The following is a 24,595-nucleotide window of genomic DNA, read 5'->3' as shown; positions in this document are numbered from 1 at the left end:
TGTAAAAACGGGAGGTTCGGTCATGAGAAAAATACAAGGGTTATCCATTTTGGTGTTATGTTTCATGCTTATGCTTACAGCCTGCAGCGGCGGAAACAGTGGAAATAAAGGAACGAATAATGCCCCAAAAGAGAGCACTACAACGGAAGCAACGTCAGCTCCTGAGGAAACTACCGCGACGCCGGAGCCAGTGGATATGGGTGGCCGCGTGATCAAAATCGCGGCATGGTGGGATTTGAAGCCAGCTGGAACAACAACCTCTGAGAAAGAACGACTGGCAAAGATTGAAGAAGTAGAGAAAAAATATAACGTGAAAATTGAATTCGTAAACGTTCCTTTTGAAGAATATATGCCGAAATTCACGGCTACCGTTTTGACAGGCGAGCCGTTTGCCGACATCGTTCAAATGGAGTATAAAGCAGCGCTGCCGGCAGTTTTGAAAGGCCAACTGCTTCCGTTAAGCGAATTTACGACTACAGCTAATAACATCAACAACGAAGAGAACCTAATGGCAAAAGCTCCACCGATTGCCGGCGAGGTTTACGCATTCGATAACCCGGGCTCAGGCGGAACAGCCATGCACTACAACCGGGATTTGTTCAAAAAGCTTGGACTTCCGGATCTTCAAGAACTCTATACAGGCGGGCTTTGGAACTGGGATAAATTTTTAGAGATCGCCAAGCTGGCTACAAAGGATACAGACAATGACGGTAAAATCGACGTTTATGGCTTTTCCGGCTGGTCGACTGATATTTTCCGTAACTTCACTGCCGCAAACGGCGGGAAAATCGTTGACGAAGCGACTGGCGTTCAAGGCTTAACGGATCCCAAAACGATCGAAGCAGCCGAATTCATAAATCGTTTATACAATACGGAGAACGTTGTTAAAGTAAAAACGGGCGACAGAATGAATTATGAAGAATTTAACACATTTAAAGACGGCGACGTAGCTATGTTTCAAGCCCCGGTTTGGAACATCGGCGAATTAACCTTTGATATCGGCGTTGTGCCAATTCCAAACGGTCCGCAAGGAAGTCCGGAAGTAACCTATGCTAACCCGGGACAAGCAGCCAAATTTATTCCTAAAGGCGTAAAGGACGCGCAGCTGGTTTACCAAATTTATGAAGAAACATTTGACATCACTCAAACGGAAGAGTTCCCTAGCCAAGAGTGGCTGGAAGGTCTTTACAATCATGAGGAAGACGTAGCGATGCAGCGTGATCATATCACGGGCACTGGGCAAATTTTGCTGGATGACGCTTATCCTGAATTTCCTACCGGGAAGTTTCTTACCGATATTCTCGTAAATAATCAATCGGTTACAGCGACTGCCGAGAAATATAAGCCGGAAGCAGAAGCTTCCATTGCCAAGCTTGGCAAGTAATCATACGCAGTGGTTCTAATGTACAGGCCGGGGGATGTCTACGTGACCTCCCCCGCTTGTATGAATACACGGAAAATAAATGAATGAAGATAGATGGGTTTATATTTCACCATAAAACGTAAGCTTCCCCGCCTAAGGACGGAGAAACTGTTTACGCTTGTAAGGAGGACTTCTGGTGATTAGCAATTTGCGGCTAACCAATATGGCAAGGAAGATAGTCCCTTTTGTTTTGGCGGTATTCATTTTACTTCCTTCAGCACCTAAGGTACAGGCAGTCGGAAGTCCGAATCTTGCTTTAACGGAGGATACAGTCAGCTCTGAATCTAACAAGGAATCGTCCTATAATGAACAAAAATATCATGATTATTTATCGCAACATGAAGCGGCTGCGAGACCAGAACGGGAGATTGTATTGGAAGCAGCAAAATATTCCCGTGTGGAAGGGACTGATTTTAAGAAGCTAGAAGATTTCGAGGGGATGGACGGAACCTCGCTATTAACAGGGGAATCAGGCAAAGTGGAGTGGTCTTTCGATGTGCAAGAAGCGGGATTATACCATTTGTCTTTGCTCTATTATCCTATTGAAGGGAAAAGCTCGGCCATCGAACGGGATTTGAGCATTGATGGAGAACGTCCTTTCAGGGAAGCTGCCTTCTTACAATTTGACCGTATTTGGAACAATCAGAAGTCTCAGGTTGTAAGAGACAACCAAGGCAACGAACTAAGACCGAAGCAAGTAGAAAAGCCCAGATGGAGCGAAAAGTCGTTTCAAGATTCAGACGGTTATGAGAACGAGCCATTCCTGTTTTATTTTTCACAGGGCAAACATACGATTACGCTTGAATCCACAAGGGAACCGATGGTCGTTAAACAATTGAAATTATTTCAACAGCCTTCGCCTTTAACCTACGATCAAGTGCTTAAACAATATGAAGCTGATGGCATAAAGGCGACGGTTGGCCAATTGATAACGATTGAAGGGGAAGCCTCGATCGCGAAATCGTCGCCAACCTTATATCCTCTCAGCGAACGTTCAAGTGCTGCTGTAACCCCGTATAGCGCTTCGAAAATAAAAATCAATACCATCGGCGGCCTTAATTGGCGTCTTCCGGGTCAATGGATGGAATGGGAAATCGACGTTCCTGAAACGGGGCTTTACAATATTGCTTTTAAGACACAACAGAATTACGTCAGAGGCATTTATTCCACTCGAAGATTGACCATCGACGGCGAAACTCCTTTTAAGGAAATGGAGAAGGTTGCCTTCCGCTATAAAAGCGCTTATCGGCTTGATGTGATGGGCGGCGATTCTCCCTATATGTATCATTTAGAAAAAGGCAAGCATACGCTCCGGCTTGAGGTTAGCCTTGGCGAATTTGCGCCATTAATCCGGGAAGTCGAAGGCAGTCTTTATAACCTGAATGAAATGTATCGCAAAATATTGATGATTACAGGAACGAAACCAGATGAATACCGAGATTATCAGATAGACAAAAAAATTCCTGACTTGCTTAAGGTATTTGATGAAGAAAGTATACGTCTTAAAGACATTGCCAAACAGCTTGTCAAATTATCCGGACAATCCAGCGACCAAGAAGCCCTTCTCAAAACGATGGCCGTGCAATTGGACGAAATGATTGAAAAGCCGGAGACGGTTCCGAGAAGGCTCGGGGCTTACAAAACAAATACTGGCGGACTTGGCACATGGGTTCAGCAGGCAAGGCAGCAGCCACTTGAGATCGATTCGATTTATGTAGCATCACCCGGCAAAAAAATGCCGAAGAAAGGGATGGGCTTCACTTCTAAACTGAAGCATCAGACATCGACTTTTATATCCTCTTTTTTCACCGATTACAACCAAATCGGAAATATTTCCGAAGATGACGAGCAAAAATCGATTACGGTTTGGATTGGAAGCGGACGAGATCAAGCCAACACCATGAAGGCGATGATTGATGAAAATTTCACTTCGGTGACGGGCATCAATGTCAATCTAAAGCTTGTTAATATGGGTACGCTTCTGCCTGCTACGCTGGCGAACCAAGGACCCGATATCGCAATGCAAATCGAAAATGATTTGCCGGTCAACTTTGCAATGCGCAATGCTTCGGCAGATTTGACTCAATTTGCCGATTTCGAAGAAGTAAAAGAACGGTTCCGTTCTAGCGCTATCGTTCCATACAGCTATGATGGCGGAGTTTACGCATTGCCGGAAACACAAACATTCAACATGCTCTTTTACCGCAAGGACGTGCTTGACGAGCTGGAATTAGATATCCCCCAAACCTGGGATGATGTGTCGAACCTGCTTGCCGTACTTAGTAAAAACCATATGCAATTCGGTTTGCCTGTCGTCGCGCAGGCTGCTGTGCAGGGGCAAAATATTCCGCCTAACTCGATGTACGCGACGCTATTGTATCAAAACGGCGGAGAGCTTTACCGCAACGGCGGCAAAGAATCCGATCTCGACTCGCGGATCGGAATCGAAACGTTCAAGCAATGGACCGAATTTTATACGGATTACAAATTAGAGCGTGAGTATGATTTCTCGAATCGCTTCCGTACAGGGCAGATGCCGATTGGGATCGCGGATTATACCACGTATAACCAGCTTTCCGTATTCGCCCCTGAGATTCGCGGCATGTGGGGCTTCGCGCCCGTACCGGGAACGATTCAAGAGGACGGCTCTATTAATCGCGATGTTCCAAGCGGCGGCAGCGCGGTTGTCATGATGAAAAAAGCCAAAGACAAGGATGCGGCATGGGAGTTCATGAAATGGTGGACAAGCGAAACGACGCAAACGGTGTTTGGACGGGAAATGGAAGGTTTAATGGGCGCTGCTGCGCGTTATCCGACAGCGAACATTAAAGCATTAGACAGCTTGCCATGGCCAGTGGACGACTATGAAAATTTGAAAGCGCAATTTGAATGGGTACAAGGCGTTCCGGAAGTGCCAGGCGGTTATTTTACGGGGCGGCATCTATTTAATGCCTTTTATAAAACGGTAGTCGGGCAAGTGGAAGCTCGCGAATCCATTATGGACTATGTCCAATATATGCAGGATGAGATCAGCACGAAACGGAAAGAGTTCGGGTTACCGCAATAATGAGGGGAGGGTCAAGCGTGCAAAATTGGTGGAACCTGAAGTTGCGGGAAGTGAAAGCCAATAAGCATTCCTATATTTTGCTGGCGCCGTACATGGTGTTGTTCGCCGTGTTCACCGTGCTGCCGGTTTTGGTGTCGGTTGTACTTAGCTTTACGTATTTCAATATGCTCGAGTTTCCAAGATTCGTCGGATGGCAAAATTATACGCGATTATTTTTGGATGATGACGTGTTTCTCATTGCAGTGAAAAACACGCTGCTGTTCGCCGTCATTACCGGGCCGATCAGTTACATCGCTTGTTTTGTTTTTGCATGGATTATTAATGAACTGTCACCGAAGCTCAGGGCGGTCATGACACTCGTATTTTATGCGCCGTCCATTTCCGGAAACGTATATTTCATATGGCTCATGATCTTCTCCGGTGACCGCTATGGCATTGCAAACGGACTTTTGCTCAAGTTTGGCTTTATCCTGGAGCCGCTGCAGTGGCTGAAAACCGAGGATTATATATTGCCGATCATTATACTTGTCCAACTGTGGCTCAGCTTAGGAACAGGCTTCCTCGCTTTTATTGCCGGATTGCAAACGGTCGATAGAACGCTGTACGAGGCGGGGGCCGTAGACGGCGTTAGAAACCGCTGGCAAGAGCTTTGGTATATCACATTGCCTTCGATGCGTCCGCAGCTCATGTTCGGAGCCGTTATTCAGATTACGACTGCCTTTGCGGTCGCAGACGTTTCAATTGCTCTCGCAGGTTTTCCAAGCGTGAACTACGCGGCCGAAACGATTGTTACTCATTTGATCGATTTCGGAACTACCCGTTTTGAAATGGGTTACGCTTCTGCCATTGCATCTGTCTTATTCATGATTATGGTGGGATCGAATCTCATCGTTCAAAAACTTCTTCGCAGGGTAGGTGAATGAGTTCATGAACTTTTCTTTCCGAATTCCGAGGAAACGGGTCAATCGATCGTTTTGGGGCAGCTTTTCGTTATTCGTTTTGTTGACCGCGTTTGGGGCATTCATGATCGTGCCGCTTATCTACGCCATCAACAATGCTTTCAAACCGTTGGATGAAATCTTTATGTTCCCTCCAACACTGTTTGTCCGCAATCCGACCATGAATAATTTCATTGATTTATTCGGTTTGCTTGGCAACTCATGGGTTCCGTTCTCGCGGTACATTTTCAATACCGTATTCATTACGGGCATGGGAATAATCGGGCATGTCCTGCTCGCTTCAGCTGCCGCTTATCCGCTTGCCAAGCATAAGTTTCCGGGTAAAAACTTTTTGTTCAGCGTCGTAGTTCTATCACTGATGTTCACGCCAGCCGTTACCGCTATACCAAACTACATGATTATGTCGTGGTTAGGCCTGATTGATACCTATTGGGCAGTCATCATACCGGCATTCGCTTATTCGCTTGGTCTTTATTTAATGAAGCAATTCATGGAACAAATTCCCGATGTGCTGCTTGAAGCGGCAAAAATCGACGGAGCGAGCGAATACCGCATTTTCTGGACCATTGTCATGCCAAATGTAAAACCGGCATGGTTGACGCTTATTATTTTGCTGTTCCAAATCCTTTGGGGCAGCGACGGCAATGGTTTCATTTACAGCGAGCAGCTGAAGTCGCTTCACTTTGCCGCTAATCAGGTTGTAGCCGGGGGCATTGCCCGCGCGGGAGCCGCAGCAGCGGTAGCGCTTATTCTGATGAGCGTTCCCATTACGCTGTTTGTTTTCTCGCAAAGCCGAATCATCGAAACGATGGCTACTTCTGGTATGAAAGATTAAAGGGGGAAACGCACATGTCAGCGAAAAAATGGTTTCTCGTCATCGCGGCGGCTTCCCTATTGTTCATTCATGCAGCGCCTGAGCCGGCGACTGCTGCGTCGACGCCATATGAGAGCTACAATTATAACTTTTGGGAAGAAGCGGTTCCGGCGCCTGCGGCATACGTACCTATACTTTCGATTTCCGGAGCAGATATTGGGATAGGTGACTTCGTCGAGCCAAGCGATATGGTGGTCTCTTCAAGCGGCATGATCTATGTCGTAGACAGCGGTAACGGTCGCATCGTCAGCTTAAATGACCAGTGGAAGGTCCAACGCTTGATTAACGGGTACGAGAAAGACGGGGAAACGGTAGGCTTTAAAAATCCGTCGGGGCTGTTTGTTGACGACGAGGAAAATCTTTATATTGCAGATACGGATAATGGCCGTATTGTCGTGCTTTCGAAGGACGGCAATCTGTTAAGAACCATTGAGCAGCCTACGTCCGATGTTTTACCAAAGGATTTTAAATTCATCCCGCTAAAGGTAACGGTGGATCGAGCCAAAAGGGTCTATGTCGTAGCCCAAGGCATCTACGAAGGCATCATGCAGTTTGATGAAAAAGGTCAATTTATCGGCTATGTCGGTACAAACAAAGTTCAGCGCGACTACACGGAAGTGTTATGGCGCTTGCTTTCGACCAAAGCCCAGAAAGCGCAAATGGTGCTGTTCATCCCAACAGAGTTTTCGAATATCGACATTGATGCAAAAGGTTTTGTGTACGCAACGAATATTGATCCGGATTCCAAAGAACCGGTAAAAAGGCTTAATCCTTCCGGTGAAGACGTGCTGAAGCGGTTTGGCTACTTCGATGTCGTAGGCGATATTCGCTACCGTATTTCCGTAGGCCCATCGAAGCTAATCGATGTAAAGGTGCTTGGGAACGGCATGTACAGCGTACTTGACGCGAATCAAGGTAAAGTCTTCACCTATAATGACGAGGGAGATTTGCTCTATATATACGGCGGCAAAGGAAATCAGACCGGTACCTTTAAAATCCCGGTAGCTGTCGAGCATTTGGGCGAAAAACAGCTGGTGCTTGACCGAGGCAAAAGCAACATCGTCGTCTTCGAACCGACGAAATTTGGCTCCAGCGTAAATGAGGCCGTGAAGCTGCACTACAACGGCGAGGATAAGCAGGCGGTACCGGTTTGGCAAGAAGTGCTGCGATTAAACAGCAACTATGATATTGCCTATATAGGCATAGGCAAATCTCTGCTAATGGATAAAAAGAACGGCGAAGCGCTGAAATACTTCAAGCTTGGCATGGACCGTGAGAGTTATTCTGTTGCGTACAAAAGGTATCGCAGGGAAGTTATGAAGGAGCATTTTGGAACATTTCTGACGGTATTGATAGTCATAGCAGCAGCATGGCTGGCGTTCAGATTGGTAAACTCTCGCAGGAAGAAGAGGAAGCTTGCCATTTCGAACTTCGCTTCGCAAACCCTTAAGGAGGGCAAAACGCTATGAAGCAGGATTTCATCAAGTTTCCGCTGCACGTCATTGTGCATCCGTTCGACGGTTTCTGGGATATGAAATATGACAGCAAAGGAAAAGTAAATGTTGCCTTGACTTTTTTGCTGCTGGTCATCATCGCCGTTATTTTGAGAAATCAGTTTGCCGGGTTTCTCGTCAACTATAACGATCCGCGTTATTTGAACAGCTTGACGCAGCTGGTGACGATCGTATTTCCGTTCTTTCTGTGGTGCATATCCAATTGGGCGATTACCACATTGATGGATGGGGAAGGAAAGTTTAAGGAAATCGTGATGGCAACAGGCTATGCGCTATTTCCGCTAGTGATCATATACGTGCCTATGACGATTGCCAGCCGGTTTATGGTTAAGGAAGAAACGGCTTTTTATTATTTAATGATGACGATATCAACCATATGGTTTTTAGCGCTGCTGTTTGTGGGGACGATGACCGTGCATCAGTATTCCGCGTTTAAAACGATTATAACGATGGCGCTGACGGTCATTGTCATGGGAATCATCGTCTTCCTAGGAACGCTGGTGTTAAGTATGCTCCAGCAAATGGCGGATTTTTTCATTAACATTTATCGAGAACTCATTTTCCGTACGTAAAGGAGGCCGCACCCGTGAAAAATCGTAAAATGCTGGTTGCGGTGCTGGCCTGTACCGCAGCCATTTGTATTGCCGCCTGCTCCGCAATATGGTTTGCGAGTCGTGGAGTTAAAGCCGTTGAAGCAGCCACTTATATGAAAATGACAACCGAATTAGAGACAGGAAGCACGATAAAAGCATTGCCGGATTCATCGCAAGGCTTACCGGGAATGAAGCTTGTGGCGGACAACTCTGAAATATCGTTGTATTTTAACGCCGAAACGACGGAGGTGGCCGTAAGGGATAAGCAGCAGGGCCAGGTTTGGTATAGCAATCCGCCTAATCGGAGTGAGGATACCGTCGCTTCTGGCTTTGAGAAGGAGATATTATCGTCGCAATTGACGGTTTTATTCCGAGACGCCATCGGCACATTGGATACCTTCACCAACTTCTCGCAAAGCATCGGCAATAAGCAGTTTACGGCCGAAAGCATTGAGAACGGGATTCGTATTACGTATACGATTGGCGATACTTCAATCGGCGTAGATGCTTTGCCGAAATATATAAGCAAAGCCAGAATGGAAGAGAAAGTGCTCTCCAAGCTTGATAAAACAACGGCCAAATATGTCGGGCTTCGCTATTATCCGAAAGAGGATAATCCGGAAATATTAGAGCGCTTGGACGCGCAGGTCTCGAAGCAGCTCGTACTGAGCAAAATGACGGCTGCCTTTGCGAAGGCGGGCTATACCGAGGAAGACCTTGCTTTTGACAATGAGGAAAACGGCGGCGCAAGCGCGGGCGAATCGTCGAAGCCGAATTTCGTTATTCCTTTAGAATACCGAATTGACGGCGGCTCGCTGGTTGCATCCGTTCCGGTCAATCAAGTCAAGGAAAGCGGAGAATATCAAATTCGCAGCATAGAACTGCTTAACTTTTTTGGAGCCGCGGATAAAGAGAATGAAGGCTACATGTTCGTGCCTGACGGTACGGGCAGTCTGATCCATTTAAACAACGGCAAAGTGAAGGAAGAGCAATACGTGCAAAAGGTGTATGGCTTCGACCCGAATGATAACAGCTTTAGGCGGGGCCAAGTGAGCGAGAGCGCCAGAATGCCTGTATTCGGAATGAAAGCAGGCAGCTCGGCATGGTTTGCCGTTATTGAGGAAGGCGATGCGGTCGCCAGCATATCGGCGGATATTAGCGGCAAAAAAAATTCCTACAATTATATTCACAGCACCTACGCGCTGCGCGGTGAAGACGAGCTGGAACTTTATACGGGTTCTACCATCCAAGAGATCCAACTGCTGAATGAAGAGATTTATAAAGGCGATATTCAAATCCGCTATAGCTTTCTCTCGGGCGACAAGGCGAGCTATTCGGGAATGGCAGAGCTTTACCGTGACAGACTCGTAGAAGAGGATAAGCTTCAGCCAATTAAGGAAGATCAAAAACTTCCTTTCTATTTGGATATTCTGGGAACCGTCGACAAAAGAAAATCCTTTCTTGGCGTGCCTTACAGCTCCGTCATTTCGATGACCTCCTTTGAACAAGCCTCTCAAATGGCTGAGCAATTGAAATCGGACGGAATCGACCGGCTGATGATGCGGTATACGGGGTGGTTCGGCAACGGCGTCAATCATCAAACGCCTGTTAAGCTGATGGTAGACCGCGAGCTAGGGAGCAAATCGGATTTCATCGATTTATCCAAGCAGCTGGAACAGTCGGGCGGGATGTTGTTCCCGGATGTCGCTTTCCAACAAATTTATCATGACGACGGCGGGTTTGCGCCTTCTTCCGATGCTTCAAGATTCGTTACGCGCGAAGAAGCGGAGCTATATCCATACAATAGGGCGCTGAGCCGAATGGACAGGATGCTAGGCTCCTACTATTTGTTATCGCCGGCAAAGCTTCCATATTACGTGGATACTTTTATGAATAAGTATGAATCGCTTGGCATGCAAGGATTAGCGCTTCGCGACCTCGGAAGTCTGCTAAGCTCGGATTATCGCTCAAGCAGAGTGATTCAACGCGAAACGGCCAAAAAAATTGTTGAGGATCAGCTTAGAAACGTCGAAGAACGTATCGACCAGACGATGCTGTCCGGAGGTAATGCTTATGCTTGGCCATTCGCAGATCATCTGATTAATGTGCCGACAGCATCGAGCGGTTTCGTCATTACGGATGAGGAAGTTCCTTTTTATCAAATGGTTATTCACGGTTATTTGGACTATTCCGGCGGCGCGGTTAATCTGGATGACGAACAGGATCTGCAACGCCAGCTGCTTCGGTCTATTGAGCTTGGTTCAGCACCGCATTTTGCATGGAGCTATGAATCGTCTTCTAAATTGAAATTTACTCATTTTGACACGATGTTCTCTACCTATTACAAAGACTGGTACGAGCAAGCAGTGTCGATGTACCAGAAAGTGAATGACGTCCTCTCCGGAGTAGAAGCCGAACGAATGGTGAACCATATCCGCCATCAAGAAGGCGTGGTTGAGGTGCAATACAGCAATGGGAAATCGATTATCATTAATTACACCGACAAAAAAGTCATCGTAAATGGCAATACGATCGAAGCTCAAAACTATTGGGTAGGGGGTGAGCGTTCATGAACGGAGTTAAGCTAGCTTTACGACACAAGCGCTCACTTCTAGGAGTGGCATTTATTTTCCCATGGCTGCTTGGATTCGTATTCATGTTCGCAACGCCGCTGATCCAATCCATCCGATTTAGCTTCAGCAAATTAACGGTAGATCCAAGCGGTTTTATGTTGGAGCCGGTGGGCTGGGCTAACTTTAAAGAAGCCTTGTTCGTGGATGCTACCTTTAATCGGATTTTGACGCAATCGGTTTCGGAAATGGTGCTAAACGTGCCGATGATCCTATTTTTCAGCCTATTCTCTGCTACGCTTCTAAATCAGAAGTTCCGGGGCAGAGTACTCGCCCGAGCCATATTTTTTTTGCCGGTCATACTCGCCTCCAATGCGATATCGGCAGCCGAGACGGCGGGATTAATCAATTTGGTTGGCGATTCAACCGTCGTCAACGAAATGGGGGAAACCTCTTCTACTTACAATATCATGTCAATGGTCATGATCCTCAGCGATATCGGTCTGCCGCTTTCTTTCGTAGACTATATCGTTCAAGCCATTACAAGAATATATGACATTATTACGAGCTCGGGCGTTCAGATTCTTATTTTCCTAGCTGCCCTGCAATCCGTTCCAGGGGCGATGTATGAGGTAGCCAAAATGGAAGGGGCAACAGCCTACGAATCGTTTTGGAAAATTACTTTCCCGTTAGTGAGCCCGCTCATTCTGACGAATGTCATCTATACAATTATTGATTCATTTACGGGCAGCGCAGTGACCGATATGATTTTCTCCACGGCATTCACGACGCAAAACTTCGGACTCAGCGCGGCAATGTCTTGGATTTACACGATAATCATAAGCGTCATTTTGGTCATAATCGGCGTGCTGCTATCGAGAAGAGTGCATTACAACTGAGTTAATTGCAAAGGAGGAAGCTGCATATGGAGGCTTCACAAGCTGTTCGCACCGAGGACAATAAATATCGGCTGATGAAAATAAAAAATAAGACGATCGATACTTTGTACGCCATTTTTCGTTATGCGCTTGTTATCGGAATATCGTTCATCATTATTTACCCGCTGCTTATGAAGTTTTCTGTAGCTTTCAAAGACAAAATCGATATTTACAACCCAACGATTTACATGGTACCCGTCAACTTTACACTCGACAACATAAAGATAGCCATGGAAATCCTGAACTATTTTCCACTGATTGGGAATACATTGGTGTTCGTCATCGTGACCACGCTGCTAACTGCTGCTTCCTGCGCACTGGCAGGTTACGGCTTTGCCCGGTTTTCCTTCCCGGGCAGCAACGTGTTGTTCGCTTTGGTCATCCTAACGATACTTGTTCCAACAAGCACTCTGATGGTACCAATGTATCTTCATTTTAGAAGTTTTGACATTCTTGGCTTGCTACATTTATTTACCGGCAAGGAAGGCGTTAATTTGCTGAATACGTATTGGCCTTCGATCATTACTTCAGCGACTGCGATCGGACTGAAAGCAGGATTGTTCATTTATATTTTCCGTCAGTTTTTTAAAGGGATGCCTAAGGAGATCGAGGAAGCCGCATTGATCGACGGTGCCGGCGGCGTGAAAACATTTTTAAAAATCATGCTGCCAAACGCAGTGCCGCCGATTATTACGGTCGTTTTGTTTTGCTTCGTTTGGCAATATAACGATACCTTTTTCACTTCCTTATTCATGAGTGAATCTGCTCTCATGCCGATTAAAATATCGACGTTATCTGCCCAAGCAAATGCATTGATTCCAGGATTGATAGGTGTCGGAAGCGGCGCTAACGTTAAGGCCGATCCAAACCATGTGGCGATGATTATTGATACGGGCATTTTACTAGCCATTATTCCGCTCATCATCCTGTATTTGGTCGTTCAGCGTTATTTTGTTGAGAGTGTCGAGCGCAGCGGCATTATCGGTTAGCGCATCGCTTGCTGTGCATAGAATGATTAACATGAATAGAAGACAACGAGAAAGGTGAGAAACCATAAATGCTGAATGCGGAGAGACAATCTCGTTTTAAGGTAGAGCCAGAGCTTATAAATCCGAATGCTGATGAAAATGCCAAAAGGCTGATGACGTATTTGTGCGACATTTACGGAAGCCGCATACTGACCGGCCAGCAAATCGGGGTAGTGTCTACACCGGAGCTCGAAATCTTGCATGAAGTTACGGGGAAATATCCAGCCGTATACGGCTTCGATTTCATGAATTATTCACCTTCGCGCACAGAGCGCGGGGCAGAATGCTCCGATACCGATATCGCTATCGATTGGTGGCAAAGCGGAGGCATTGTCACCTTTTGCTGGCATTGGAATGCGCCTAAGGATTTAATTGATTTGCCGCCGGACAGAACATGGGGCAGCGGCTTTTATACGAAAGCAACGACGTTTGACGTTCAGAAGGCGATGGCTGATGATGATTCCGAGGAGTATAAGCTGCTCATAAGGGATATTGACGCGATTTCCACCCAGCTGAAAAGGCTGCAGGATGCAGGCGTGCCAGTGCTGTGGAGACCGCTGCATGAGGCATCGGGAGGCTGGTTTTGGTGGGGGGCGAAGGGGGCGGACCCATGCGTTCGGCTGTGGAAGCTGATGTATGACCGGATGACGAACATGCATAAGCTGAATCATTTGATTTGGGTGTGGAACGGCCAACATGCGGATTGGTATCCGGGCGACGAATTCGTCGACATTATTGGTGAAGATATTTATCCTCCTGATCGAAATTACGAGTCGCAGCTCGAGCGTTTTCAGACGGCTCTTTCTTACACGAAGATGAACAAAATCATCGCTTTGTCCGAAAACGGGCCGATTCCTGATCCGGATCTCATGCTGCGGGATCAAGCCCTTTGGTCATGGAATTGCACGTGGTACGGCACTTTTGTCTACGATACGGTGGATGGCCGCAGAGTGTATGCCGAGAAGCATACGGAGCGGGATCAGCTTATTAAATTTTACCATCACCCGTTCTCCTTAACGAAGGACAAGCTGCCAGATCTTCAAAACTACCCGCTGCGGGATTAGCGTACGGCGGCATGGTACGGTAAGGACTAATACTTCTTGAGGAGTTTGTCATTGATGACTTTGTCGATATGGAATCACAGGAGCAAGCTGCATCACACGCGGAGAAGAATCCTAGAGGGAAGCTTAACAGTGGGTTTTATCGGCGGCTCGATCACCGATGCAAGGCCGCGCCACAACTGGCCGGAGCCGGTCATTGCCTGGCTCACGGAGGAATTTCCTGAAACGCGCATGACGGTCGAAAATGCGGCAATCGGAGCAACGGGCAGCGATTTAGCCGTCTTTCGCGCCAAGCGGGACTTAATCGATACCCGTTGCGATTTGGTTTTTATCGAATATGCGGTTAATGATGAAGGCGAGCCTACTTCGAAGCGCAACCGTTCGAGAGAGGGACTGATCAGACAGCTGCTTGCTGATGGTCATCGCGATGTTGTAATTGTATACACGTATTCACAGAGCATGTACGTCTCGATTCAGGATGGCTTGGTGCCGGATACGATTAGCGAATTCGAACGTTTAGCCGAACATTATCAAATCGGCTCGATATGGATGGGGTTATATGCTCTGAAGGAAGTGAGGAAAGGCAAGCTCCGCTTTGAAGAATGGCTGCCCGACGGACTTCATCCGACGAGCAGAGGCAGCTTGAGCTATGGTCAAAGCGTCATTTCCTTTCTCGCGAAGGAATTATCGGAAGGAAAACACGCCACACAGGCTGACCAGGTTTCGCGCCTGCTACCGGTGCCGCTTGATGTCCTGTGCTGGGATAAGGTTTCTGCACTGCCTTTCGAGCATATCCGAACGAATGGTCCTTGGACGATTCGGAGATGGCCGCATCTGGAATGGATCGATCAAGTGCTTGAGACATCGGCAGTCGGGGCAAAGCTTTCCTTCTCGTTTGAGGGCAGAGGCCTCGTGCTTGGGTTCGATTTTGGAAGAAGCTCCGCAGAATTCCGATATCGAATGAACGATGGGGAATGGCAATTGACGGAGCGGGAAAGGCCGTCATGGGTTGGAGACGACGGCTGGTATCTCCTTAGCTTTTTCGGAGATGAATGGACTCTTGGCCAGCACCGCTTCGAGCTTGAGGTGATTCATGGCAACCGCCCCGATTGTACAGGCGCCAACTTTCGTCTCGCGAAGGTAGGGATAATAAAGTGACCGCTGTGAAGAACAAGCGAATCGTAATCGGCATCACGGTCGCTGCAGGTATAGCGCTGTTAGGCACAGCTGCAGCGTTAGGGCTTCCTGCTCCGCAAAAGAAGCAAGAGCCCGTTTTGCTCTATGAGGGGGAGGCTGGGCAGCTTACGGGAACCGTGGTTTCTCAAGAAGCAGAGGGATTCTCCGGCACTGGATTTGTCACCGATTTTACCAATGAGCAGGACCAGTTAACGATGCAGGTTGAAGTGCCCAGAACGGCATTATACAATATGTGGGTGAGCTACCGTGCTCCAAATGGAAATAAAGTGGCTGGTCTCACCTTAAATGACGAGCCGCATGGAGAATTGGTTTTACAGCCAATTGGAAAATTCACGGAGCTCAAAGCAGGGAAAATGCTTTTGAGAGAAGGTTCTAATACGATTAGCTTGACTCGCGGCTGGGGTTATTTTGATATCGACTATATCAAGCTGCAGAAAACGAAGCCTGAAGTCAAACATCAGGTCACCGATCAATTAGTTAATCCGAACGCTTCTGCAGAAGCGAAAAAACTAATGAAATATTTGGTGAAAAACTATGGCAAGTCGATGTTATCGGGTCAAACCGGGCTCGATAACGTTTCCTGGATTGACAAGGTTACCGGCAAGAAGCCTGCCATTGTCGGCTTTGATCTTATCGATTATTCCCCCACCAGAGCGGAGCACGGAGCAGTATCGTATGAAGTGGAAAAAGCAATTGGCTGGCATAAGCAGGGAGGCATTACGACCTTTTTGTGGCATTGGAACGCTCCTTCCGGCCTGATTGACGAGACGGGAAAAGAGTGGTGGCGGGGTTTCTATGCGGATTCCGTAACCTTTGATTTGGAAAAAGCTTTGGACGATCCCGAATCGGAACCCTATCAGCTTCTGATCTCCGATATCGATGTGATCGCCGAGCAGCTCAAGCGATTGAGGAATGCCCATATCCCGGTACTGTTCAGGCCGCTGCACGAAGCAGAGGGGGGATGGTTCTGGTGGGGAGCAAGGGGGCCGGAACCTGCCAAGCAGCTGTACCGAATCGTATACGACCGTTTGGTTAACAAGCATGAATTGAACAATCTCATTTGGATTTGGAATTCTGTGCTGCCCGAATGGTATCCGGGAGATGATGTCGTGGATATCGTAAGCGTAGACAGCTATCCTGCCCCGGGAGATCATTCACCGGTCATTAATCATTATGAGAACCTCGCAGCTCTAGTAAAGGACAAAAAGCTGGTCGCTTTAACTGAAAACGGTTCTATTCCTGACCCGGACTTAATGAAGGCCTATGGCGCGAACTGGAGCTGGTTCGTGACCTGGCAAGATGAATATCTAACCGATGGAAAGCATAACAGCCAAGATCTATTAAAGAAAATTTATAACCATCCAGAGGTCACTACGCTGGATGAATTGCCAGACTTATTCGGAATGAAAAAAGAAGCAGATAAAGAAGATTGATAAGCGATAGGAAGACACATATTTTTAGGAGGACAAAATGAGAGAAACACAACTAGTGCTGGATAATTGGAAATTTAAAGCTTGTCAGGAAAAGGAATGGATGGAGGCGGCCGTTCCGGGCTGCGTACATACGGACTTACTGCGGAATGGCATTATCAAGGATCCTTTTTATGCAACGAACGAGCATGATTTGCAATGGATCGACAAAATAGACTGGGAATATGAAACACAATTTGACGTCGCTGGGGAGCTGCTGCAAGCTTCTGCATTAGAGCTCGTATTCGACGGATTAGACACGTATGCCGATGTCTATTTGAACGGTCAGCATGTGCTTTCAGCCGATAATATGTTCAGAACATGGAAAGCCGACGTTAAATCGATCGTGACGGCTGCAAATAATCATTTAAGGATTAAATTCCGTTCGCCCGTGCAGGAGGATCTGCCGAAGATCGATAAGCTGGGTTATAATTTGCCGGCTTCAAACGATCAATCCGAGCTGGGCGGATTAGGCGCGCAGAAGATTAGTATTTTTGCACGAAAAGCGCCTTATCATTACGGCTGGGATTGGGGTCCGAGATTTGTTACGAGCGGCATTTGGCGCGAAGCTAGACTGGTAGGCTGGTCCGAGAGCAGGATCGTAGACGTGCATGTCCTGCAGGACAGCGTAACTGCAGCGCAAGCCAGCTTATCTGTCAGCGTGGAAATCGAGTCCGAGGAATCATGGAGCGGAACCGTAAAAATTAGCGCGGACGGGCAAGTTTGGGAGCAGGAGGCTGCTTTGGAGCAAGGAAGCAGCATTGTAGAAGTGAAGGCGGTTATTGAGCAGCCCAAGCTTTGGTGGAGCAGAGGGCTGGGCGAGGCCCATAGGTATACCTTTACGGCAGAGCTGGTCAAGGAAGAAAAGGCTGTCGCGGCGAAATCCGTTCGCACCGGCTTGCGTTCCGTCCGCTTAGTACGCGACAAAGATGAGAAGGGTGCCAGCTTCTATTTCGAGCTGAACGGCGTGCCTGTCTTCGCTAAGGGCGCGAACCATATTCCAAATGACAGCTTTATAACGGATGTGACCGATGAACGCTACAGGCATGAAATCGCTGCGGCAGCAGAATCAAACATGAATATGCTGCGCGTTTGGGGCGGCGGGATCTACGAGCAATCGGTATTCTATGAGCTGTGCGACGAGTACGGCATCATGGTATGGCAGGACTTCATGTTTGCTTGCAGCATGTATCCGGGCGACGAAGCCTTTTTGGAAAATGTTCGGCTTGAAGCCATCGAGAACGTAAAGCGTCTCCGCAATCATCCTTCTATCGTGCTTTGGTGCGGCAATAACGAGATCGATTCGGCATGGGCCGAATACGATGAAGACGGCGGCTGGGGCTGGAAGAAGGAATATACAAAGGAGCAGCGTAAAGTCATCTGGTCTGATTACGAAGCCGTGTTCCATGACATCTTGCCTGAAGCGGTTGCGGCATTTGCGCCCGGCACGCAATATTGGCCGTCATCGCCTCTTATCTCGTTGACGGGCGACATTAATCAGCATGCCCACCCGCTCTCCGCAGAAGGAGATATTCATTATTGGGGTGTTTGGCACGCGGTTGAGCCATTTGAGAATTACAATGTAAAAGTCGGACGTTTCATGAGCGAATACGGCTTTCAATCCTTCCCTGAATACGATACGGTAATGACCTTTGCTACCGAGCAGGATTTGGCGCTGGATTCGAAAGTGATGCGCGCCCATCAGAAGAACGGCGACGGAAACCGGCTTATTAAAGAATACATGGATATTTACATGAATCAGCCGAAGGATTTCCCTGCATTTCTTTATATGAGCCAAGTTCTGCAAGCGGAAGCGATGAAAATGGCCATTGAAGCCCATCGCCGCAACATGCCTTATTGCATGGGGACGCTATATTGGCAGATGAACGATTGCTGGCCGGTTGCTTCCTGGGCGGGCATGGATTATTACGGCAAGTGGAAAGCCATGCAATATTATGCGAAAAGAAGCTTCGCCGATACGATGCTTTCATTTGACCGCACGGATGACGGATTGGTGAACGTACACTTGGTTACCGATTTGCTGACGCCGATTAAAGGGGAGCTTAGCCTAAGGCTTTATGATTTTGCCGGCGCACTTATTAAGGAAACTTCCGCACTTGTTTCCATGGATGGCAATCATGCAGCCGTAGTCAGCTCGATCAACGAGCAGGAATGGCTGTACGGATACGAAGCAGGCAGCGTTGTGTTGTATGCTGAGCTCGTGCAAAACGGCCTGCTCACGGATAACAAGACTTATTATTTCGCAAAAGCGAAAGACCAGAAGCTAACGGACAGTGTCATTAGCATCACGGAAGTTGAGGGCAGCAACGGCACTGCCTTTACGTTTGCTGCGGATGCCCTCGCCAAGCAGGTATGGGTCACAGCGGAACATGAGGGCAAGTTCTCAGACAACTTCTTTGATCTTATACCGGGTGTGGCGAAGACGGTACAGTTCACGCACCGAAATGAAGGCGAAGCCGCAGGGAAACCAACTGCTGCCGGCAAGGTACAGGCTCGTTCCATGATTGATTTTTTGGCTCGTAACGAAACGGTATAGAATTTCATGCAAAAGGGGCCCAATATAGGATGGGCCTCTTTTGTATTTGTATGTATGGCAAATAACATCAGGACTTTACCGCGACAAAGGATTAATGTATCATAGTGATAAAGGTTTTTATTCTGTTGATGAAGGTGATCCTATTTATGCAAGAGAATATCGAGGTTCGCGCACGTAAAGCAATCGAGCAGCTAAAGCCGTACTCGCCCGGGAAGCCGATATGGGAGGTGCAGCGCGAGCTGGGCTTGGAGCGGGTAATCAAGCTTGCTTCCAATGAAAATCCATTGGGACCTTCTCCCAAGGCCATAGTGGCAATGCAGGCTGCGTTAACGGAGCTTCACCGGTATCCGGATGCTCAAACCTTGGATTTAAAACAAACCCTTGCGCTTCATTATGACCTAAGCCCGGAGCAAGTTTTGGTTACGAATGGCGGAGATGAGCTCATCACTCTCGTTTCAGAAGCGTTTTTGGATGCCGATGATGAAATTATCGTCCCTAGCCCGACATTTAGCGAATATGCATTCGGCGCTCAAATCATGAATGCCAAAATTGTCGTTGCGCCATTAAAAACGGACTTTCAATACGATTCGGAGGCGATCCTGGCAGCCGTGACGGATCGTACAAAAATAGTATATCTATGCTCGCCCAACAATCCGACGGGTACTTTTTTGCCGAAAACGGAGCTGAAGCATATTCTCGACTCGCTTCCCAAGCGGGTGCTTGTTGTGCTAGATGCCGCATACAGTCACTATGTTACAGCCGAAGAATATTCCGACGGAATTGAATTTGTCCGGGCAGGCTATCCGCTGCTTGTATTAAAAACCTTTTCCAAAATATACGGTCTAGCTGGCGTACGGATCGGTTTCGGTATTTCACAGCGAACGATCATCCAAAGCATTTTGAAGGTTAAGGAGCCGTTTAACGTTAACGCATTGGCACAAACGGCGGCTGCAGCGGCGGTGGGTGACGAAGAGCATGTGCGGCGGTCACAAACGCTTGTTTTTACGGAGCGGGAGCGATTGTATAAGGCTTTTGATACGATGGGCATCAGCTATACGGAGAGCATGAGCAATTTTGTGCTTATGGAAGCAGGGGAGAAGTCGGAAATTATTTATGAAGAATTAATGGCTAGAGGCATTATCGTCCGGCACGGAAAAACATGGGGATTGCCGCAGCATTTGCGGATTACGATCGGAACGCCCGAAGAGAATGAATATTTCCTTTCTGCGCTAAACGATATTTTGGAAGCCATAGCTTAAAAAGAGCAGCCTGTCCGGGAAAAATCCTGAACAGGCTGCTTTGATTACCATGCAGCTTCTTGCGTTATTAACATTTGTTTAGCCGGTAAATTCTTGTACCCATGAGCCGTTAAAATGAGCGACACCGATTTTTGAGAAGCTATTGTTCAAAATGTTAGCTCTATGCCCCGGGCTGTTCATCCAATCGCTCATGACACGCTCTGCAGTCGGCTGACCTTTGGCGATATTTTCGCCAGCATAGCTGTAAGTAATGCCAAATTGCTTCATCATATCGAAAGGGGAACCGTAAGTCGGCGAATTATGGTCAAAGTAATTGTTGTTAGCCATATCCTTTGCCTTAACCATAGCCATATTCGCAAGCGGGCCATCCATGCTTAACGCTCCTAAGCCTGCTTTGGACCGCTCGGCATTGACGAGCTGGAGAACCTGTTTTTCGAAATCGCCGACGGCAGCGTTTTGTCCGCCCGGATTTGGATTAGCCGGATTTTGAGGAGCCGGTTTCTGAGTTGTAGGGTTTTGCGTATTTGGGTTCTGTGCCGGCGGCTGCTGAACGACCGGATACCGCGTTGCTGGATTTTGGACTTGAATATCGCCAAAAATCCAATCCGGGAAAGTGAATTGCGAACCTCTCATCGATGATAACGGTTTTGCCGCATTCGGCGTAGTGATGGATGAAGCACGAGTAATTAGAGGCGCAGCGGTAACTACTGGCGTTTTGATTCGATTGTAATCAAGGGCATTTTGTTTGTGCACGGTGTTGGGAGTCGTATCGGCGGCCGAACAGCCTGTCACAACTAATAATGCCGCGATTGCAATGTACTTTTTCATTTAAGGACACCTCGGTTATTAGGATAAGTGCTTGCCACGCCTTTTATAATCTCCCGACACCTTAGCTGTTATCCCGTGTAAAAATAAATGTTTATGGATTTTGCTTGATCACTTGCTTATTCCAAAAGCCTATGGTATATTATCAATACAAACAACAAATTTTAACCTTGAATTCACATAGAATTCACATATTGAAAAGGGTTGTCATTTGTATAATGATACTTTTCTCAATGTGTGATTTTTAGTTTTTCTGGAAAAAACATGTTAAAAAAATTATTGGAGGTTTTTATAATGGAACAAGGTACAGTGAAATGGTTTAACGCAGAAAAAGGTTTTGGTTTTATCGAAGTAGAAGGCGGCAATGACGTATTCGTTCATTTCTCCGCTATTCAAGGCGAAGGCTTCAAATCCCTTGACGAAGGTCAACGCGTTGAGTTCAACGTAACTCAAGGCAACCGTGGACCACAAGCAGAAAACGTTGTAAAACTGTAGTATTTACAGTTCGAGAGCCCTTAACACTTGTTAAGGGCTCTTTTTTATTACAAAGGAGGATTAATCAATGTATTTTCGCAGAAAATCGTTAGAAGATCATCCTCAAGAAAACACAATCATCTGGACTTGCGAGAACGAAAGCTGTACAGGCTGGATACGCGATGACTTTGCATTCGATCATGTGCCTGCGTGCTTTCAGTGTCATTCAGCCATGGTCAGAAGCGAGAAGATGCTTATCTCGTTAAACAATTCGAATAAAGACATGAAGTCTCTAAAACCTGGTAAATTAATTTCCTAAGCACATCATGAAAAACAGCAAAAAGGCCGTTGTTTCGGAAATCCGATACAACGGCCTTTTTCATTTTTAACGTAGGTTTGTGATATTTACTTCCGGATTAACGTCTGCTTCATAATCAATGCCGTCGGTTTCAAAGCCGAACAGCTGGAAAAATTCCCTGCGGTAACCTTCAAGATCGGAGAGGTCATACACATTTTCGGTAGAAAGCTTAGCCCAAACCTCCGCTACCTCCGCCTGAATCTCTGGTCTCATTTCCCAATCATCGACACGGATCAACCCTTTTTCATCGACGAGCGTTTCGTTCTTTCCGTACAGACGCTCGGAGAAGAGACGGTACATTTGCTCGATACAGCCCTCGTGAATGCCTTTTTCCTTCATCACTTTGTAAAGCGCGGAGATGTAGAGCGGCACAACGGGAATAGCCGAGCTGGATTGTGTCACCAGTGCTTTGTTGACGGATACGAAGGCGCGGCCGCCGTTTGTGCTGAGCTGCTCATTCAAGCGCTTAGCGGTTGCTTCCAAATCATTTTTCGCGGCGCCGATCGTCCCTTCACGGTATACCGCATGCGTAATTTCGGGTCCGATATAGGAATAGGCAACGGTCGTTGCGCCTTCAGCAAGCGCGCCCGCTTGTTCCAGCTCATCGATCCACATTTGCCAATCCTCGCCGCCCATAACGGCAATCGTCTGGCGAAGTTCGTCCTCGGTTGCAGGCTCGATCGTAGCTTGCGATACCTCTCCGCTGTGGAAGTTAACGGTTTTGTTCGTATATGTGCCGCCAAGCGGTTTAATGACGGATGAGAAGGTCTCGCCCGTTTTTGGATGCGTACGGCGTGGGGAGGCGACGCTGTACACGACAAGGTCGATTTGACCGAGCTCTGTGCGAATCAGGTCAATCGTTTTTGCTTTGATCTCATCGGAGAAGGCATCTCCCACGATGCTGAAGGATTTGCGGCCCGCAGCAGCGGCAGCTTCCTCAAATGCCGCGGAATTGTACCAGCCGGCAGAAGCAGTACGGGCGCCTTCAGCAGCTTTATCGAAGTAGACGCCAATCGTGTTAGCGCCAGCTGCGAAAGAGGAAACGATACGTGAAGCAAGGCCGTAGCCTGTCGAGGCGCCGATTACTAATACGTTGCGGGGCCCTGTGATGCTCGGCTGCGCGTTAACGTAATCAATTTGGCGCTGCACCTGTTGGGCGCAGCCCTCCGGATGAGCAGTCGTGCAAATGAAACCGCGTGTTTTCGGTTGAATAATCATATTAGAATATTCCTTTCTTTAATGGAATTTGCAATGATGCGTTATGTAACGGGACAACTCTATCCCATTTTACCGACTTTTGCCGCAGAAGGGAAGTTCTTGGCCTGCAGCAATAGCATTTATTTGCTTGGAATCATTTGATTTGCCATAAACAAATAAGCGCCAAGACAGCATTTTTGCTCTCTTGGCGCTTATTTATGCGGAAATTATCGACGACCTGAGATCTGCTGCTCTGCCATTTGTACGAGCCGGCGAGTAATCAATCCGCCGATGGAGCCCATGTCGCGCGTAGTCATATTGCCGTAGTAGCCGTCTTGCGGAAGTTGAATGCCAAGCTCTTGGGCAGCTTCAAATTTAAGCTGCTCCAGCGCTGCGCGCGCTTGGGGTACAAGAAGTTGATTTGTCCGGTTTGCCATCTTTTCTCAGCCTCCTTCTTGAGATTATTATGCATAAGCAACCAGGAGATTATTCACCATATCCACCTGAATTTACCGCCGATTTTCGGAGTAGGTTCATGCTAAAATGGATACACGGAAGGAGGTGCCGGTATGTTTGTGAAGCCTATGCTTTTAACCGAGCACGGTAAGCCTTTTGACGACGACAATTATCTGTTTGAGCCGATCATTGACGGACACCGTTTGCAGCTATCCTTTATTGGGGGCAAGCCGAAACTATATACCAGGCATAGCAATGAAGTTACCAGGCAATATCCTGAGTTACATAATGTACCTTTGCGAGAGCCAGCCGATGTTTTGTTCGACGGCGAGGTGGCTTATGTAAATCCAGTTACGGGTGCTTTTGAGTTCCATACCCTTCAAGAACGCTACCGTATGAAAAAAGAACCGAGAATCCGTGATGCAAAACGTTCGATGCCCGTATTATTTTTTGTGTTTGACCTTTTATATTACAACGGCGTGGATCTAAGACAGCATCCGCTGCTCGAGCGCAAGCAGCTGCTTAGCTATATTTTGGAGGACAATGCTTATTTCAAAAAGATGCTGTATGTCGAGCGGGAAGGCTCGGCTTTGTACGAGCTTGTGAAAAACTCCGATTTAGAGGGCGTTGCTTGCAAACGAAAGGATAGTATTTACTCCGAAGGCCGCAGGGACAGCTGGCTTAAGGTAATGAATGCGGAATATAAAAACTTAGCAATGAATGCAAATAGGGAAAGCTTTTTTGTTTCATAGCCCATAATTTGTTAATGGAAATAT

General features: G+C 47.3%; 20 protein-coding genes. 17 read left to right on the top strand and 3 right to left on the bottom strand.

The window, feature by feature from the left end:
• The first annotated feature begins 22 nt into the window (after window positions 1–22).
• From MRBLPE1_RS22820 to hisC, 14 genes are all read left to right on the top strand, one after another.
• On the top strand, window positions 23–1,384 hold the full coding sequence (locus MRBLPE1_RS22820) for an ABC transporter substrate-binding protein (RefSeq protein ID WP_364149622.1): 1,362 nt from the start codon (window positions 23–25) through the stop codon (window positions 1,382–1,384).
• Window positions 1,385–1,586: 202 nt separating this feature from the next.
• Window positions 1,587–4,490, top strand: coding sequence for an extracellular solute-binding protein (locus tag MRBLPE1_RS22815; protein ID WP_364149786.1), 2,904 nt, complete (start codon window positions 1,587–1,589; stop codon window positions 4,488–4,490).
• Window positions 4,490–5,413, top strand: coding sequence for a carbohydrate ABC transporter permease (locus MRBLPE1_RS22810; RefSeq protein ID WP_414698907.1), 924 nt, complete (start codon window positions 4,490–4,492; stop codon window positions 5,411–5,413). Before MRBLPE1_RS22815 ends, MRBLPE1_RS22810 begins: the two co-directional genes overlap by 1 nt.
• 4 nt (window positions 5,414–5,417) lie before the next feature.
• Complete coding sequence (locus tag MRBLPE1_RS22805) at window positions 5,418–6,284, top strand: carbohydrate ABC transporter permease (RefSeq protein WP_364149618.1); 867 nt, start codon at window positions 5,418–5,420, stop codon at window positions 6,282–6,284.
• A gap of 14 nt (window positions 6,285–6,298) precedes the next feature.
• Window positions 6,299–7,792 carry an NHL repeat-containing protein gene (locus MRBLPE1_RS22800; protein ID WP_364149616.1) on the top strand — a complete coding sequence of 498 codons (1,494 nt, stop codon included), beginning with the start codon at window positions 6,299–6,301 and terminating at the stop codon, window positions 7,790–7,792.
• A complete protein-coding gene (locus MRBLPE1_RS22795; RefSeq protein WP_364149615.1) occupies window positions 7,789–8,409 on the top strand; it encodes a Yip1 family protein in 621 nt (206 codons plus the stop codon). Before MRBLPE1_RS22800 ends, MRBLPE1_RS22795 begins: the two co-directional genes overlap by 4 nt.
• A 14-nt stretch (window positions 8,410–8,423) precedes the next feature.
• The gene (locus tag MRBLPE1_RS22790; RefSeq protein WP_364149613.1) at window positions 8,424–11,003 is read left to right on the top strand and encodes a DUF5696 domain-containing protein; all 2,580 of its coding nucleotides are present in this window, start codon (window positions 8,424–8,426) and stop codon (window positions 11,001–11,003) included.
• Window positions 11,000–11,899 carry a carbohydrate ABC transporter permease gene (locus tag MRBLPE1_RS22785; RefSeq protein WP_364149611.1) on the top strand — a complete coding sequence of 300 codons (900 nt, stop codon included), beginning with the start codon at window positions 11,000–11,002 and terminating at the stop codon, window positions 11,897–11,899. Before MRBLPE1_RS22790 ends, MRBLPE1_RS22785 begins: the two co-directional genes overlap by 4 nt.
• Window positions 11,900–11,925: 26 nt before the next feature.
• Window positions 11,926–12,927 (top strand): carbohydrate ABC transporter permease, encoded by a 1,002-nt coding sequence (locus MRBLPE1_RS22780; RefSeq protein WP_364149609.1) that lies wholly within the window; start codon window positions 11,926–11,928, stop codon window positions 12,925–12,927.
• Window positions 12,928–12,995: 68 nt separating this feature from the next.
• Complete coding sequence (locus MRBLPE1_RS22775; protein WP_364149607.1) at window positions 12,996–14,030, top strand: glycosyl hydrolase; 1,035 nt, start codon at window positions 12,996–12,998, stop codon at window positions 14,028–14,030.
• Window positions 14,031–14,084: 54 nt separating this feature from the next.
• A complete protein-coding gene (locus tag MRBLPE1_RS22770; protein ID WP_364149605.1) occupies window positions 14,085–15,185 on the top strand; it encodes an SGNH/GDSL hydrolase family protein in 1,101 nt (366 codons plus the stop codon).
• Window positions 15,182–16,657 (top strand): glycosyl hydrolase, encoded by a 1,476-nt coding sequence (locus tag MRBLPE1_RS22765; RefSeq protein WP_364149603.1) that lies wholly within the window; start codon window positions 15,182–15,184, stop codon window positions 16,655–16,657. The genes MRBLPE1_RS22770 and MRBLPE1_RS22765 overlap by 4 nt, the downstream gene beginning before the upstream one ends.
• A 37-nt stretch (window positions 16,658–16,694) precedes the next feature.
• A complete protein-coding gene (locus tag MRBLPE1_RS22760; RefSeq protein ID WP_364149601.1) occupies window positions 16,695–19,250 on the top strand; it encodes a beta-mannosidase in 2,556 nt (851 codons plus the stop codon).
• A 146-nt stretch (window positions 19,251–19,396) separates the two neighbouring features.
• Window positions 19,397–20,509, top strand: coding sequence for a histidinol-phosphate transaminase (hisC, locus tag MRBLPE1_RS22755; RefSeq protein WP_364149600.1), 1,113 nt, complete (start codon window positions 19,397–19,399; stop codon window positions 20,507–20,509).
• Window positions 20,510–20,587: 78 nt separating this feature from the next.
• Here hisC and MRBLPE1_RS22750 read toward each other — a convergent pair whose 3' ends face one another.
• The gene (locus MRBLPE1_RS22750; RefSeq protein ID WP_364149599.1) at window positions 20,588–21,337 is read right to left on the bottom strand and encodes a CAP domain-containing protein; all 750 of its coding nucleotides are present in this window, start codon (window positions 21,335–21,337) and stop codon (window positions 20,588–20,590) included.
• Window positions 21,338–21,628: 291 nt separating this feature from the next.
• On the opposite strand from MRBLPE1_RS22750, the gene MRBLPE1_RS22745 reads away from it, so the two are divergent.
• Window positions 21,629–21,829, top strand: coding sequence for a cold-shock protein (locus tag MRBLPE1_RS22745; protein ID WP_053377054.1), 201 nt, complete (start codon window positions 21,629–21,631; stop codon window positions 21,827–21,829).
• Window positions 21,830–21,896: 67 nt separating this feature from the next.
• Window positions 21,897–22,127, top strand: a complete 231-nt coding sequence (locus MRBLPE1_RS22740) for a cold-shock protein (RefSeq protein ID WP_364149597.1) — start codon at window positions 21,897–21,899, stop codon at window positions 22,125–22,127.
• Window positions 22,128–22,193: 66 nt separating this feature from the next.
• Here MRBLPE1_RS22740 and fabV read toward each other — a convergent pair whose 3' ends face one another.
• The gene (fabV, locus tag MRBLPE1_RS22735) at window positions 22,194–23,384 is read right to left on the bottom strand and encodes an enoyl-ACP reductase FabV (RefSeq protein WP_364149596.1); all 1,191 of its coding nucleotides are present in this window, start codon (window positions 23,382–23,384) and stop codon (window positions 22,194–22,196) included.
• 206 nt (window positions 23,385–23,590) lie between these two features.
• A complete protein-coding gene (locus tag MRBLPE1_RS22730) occupies window positions 23,591–23,800 on the bottom strand; it encodes an alpha/beta-type small acid-soluble spore protein (protein ID WP_364149595.1) in 210 nt (69 codons plus the stop codon).
• A 132-nt stretch (window positions 23,801–23,932) separates the two neighbouring features.
• Between MRBLPE1_RS22730 and MRBLPE1_RS22725 the strand changes: the two genes are divergently transcribed.
• A complete protein-coding gene (locus MRBLPE1_RS22725; protein WP_364149593.1) occupies window positions 23,933–24,571 on the top strand; it encodes an ATP-dependent DNA ligase in 639 nt (212 codons plus the stop codon).
• Window positions 24,572–24,595: the final 24 nt, after the last annotated feature.

Origin of the sequence: Paenibacillus sp. LPE1-1-1.1 (assembly GCF_040676435.1) — a bacterium.
Lineage (GTDB): Bacteria > Bacillota > Bacilli > Paenibacillales > Paenibacillaceae > Pristimantibacillus.
The sequence above is the reverse complement of the archived record's forward strand: the minus strand, read 5'-3'. Positions and strand labels throughout refer to the sequence as shown.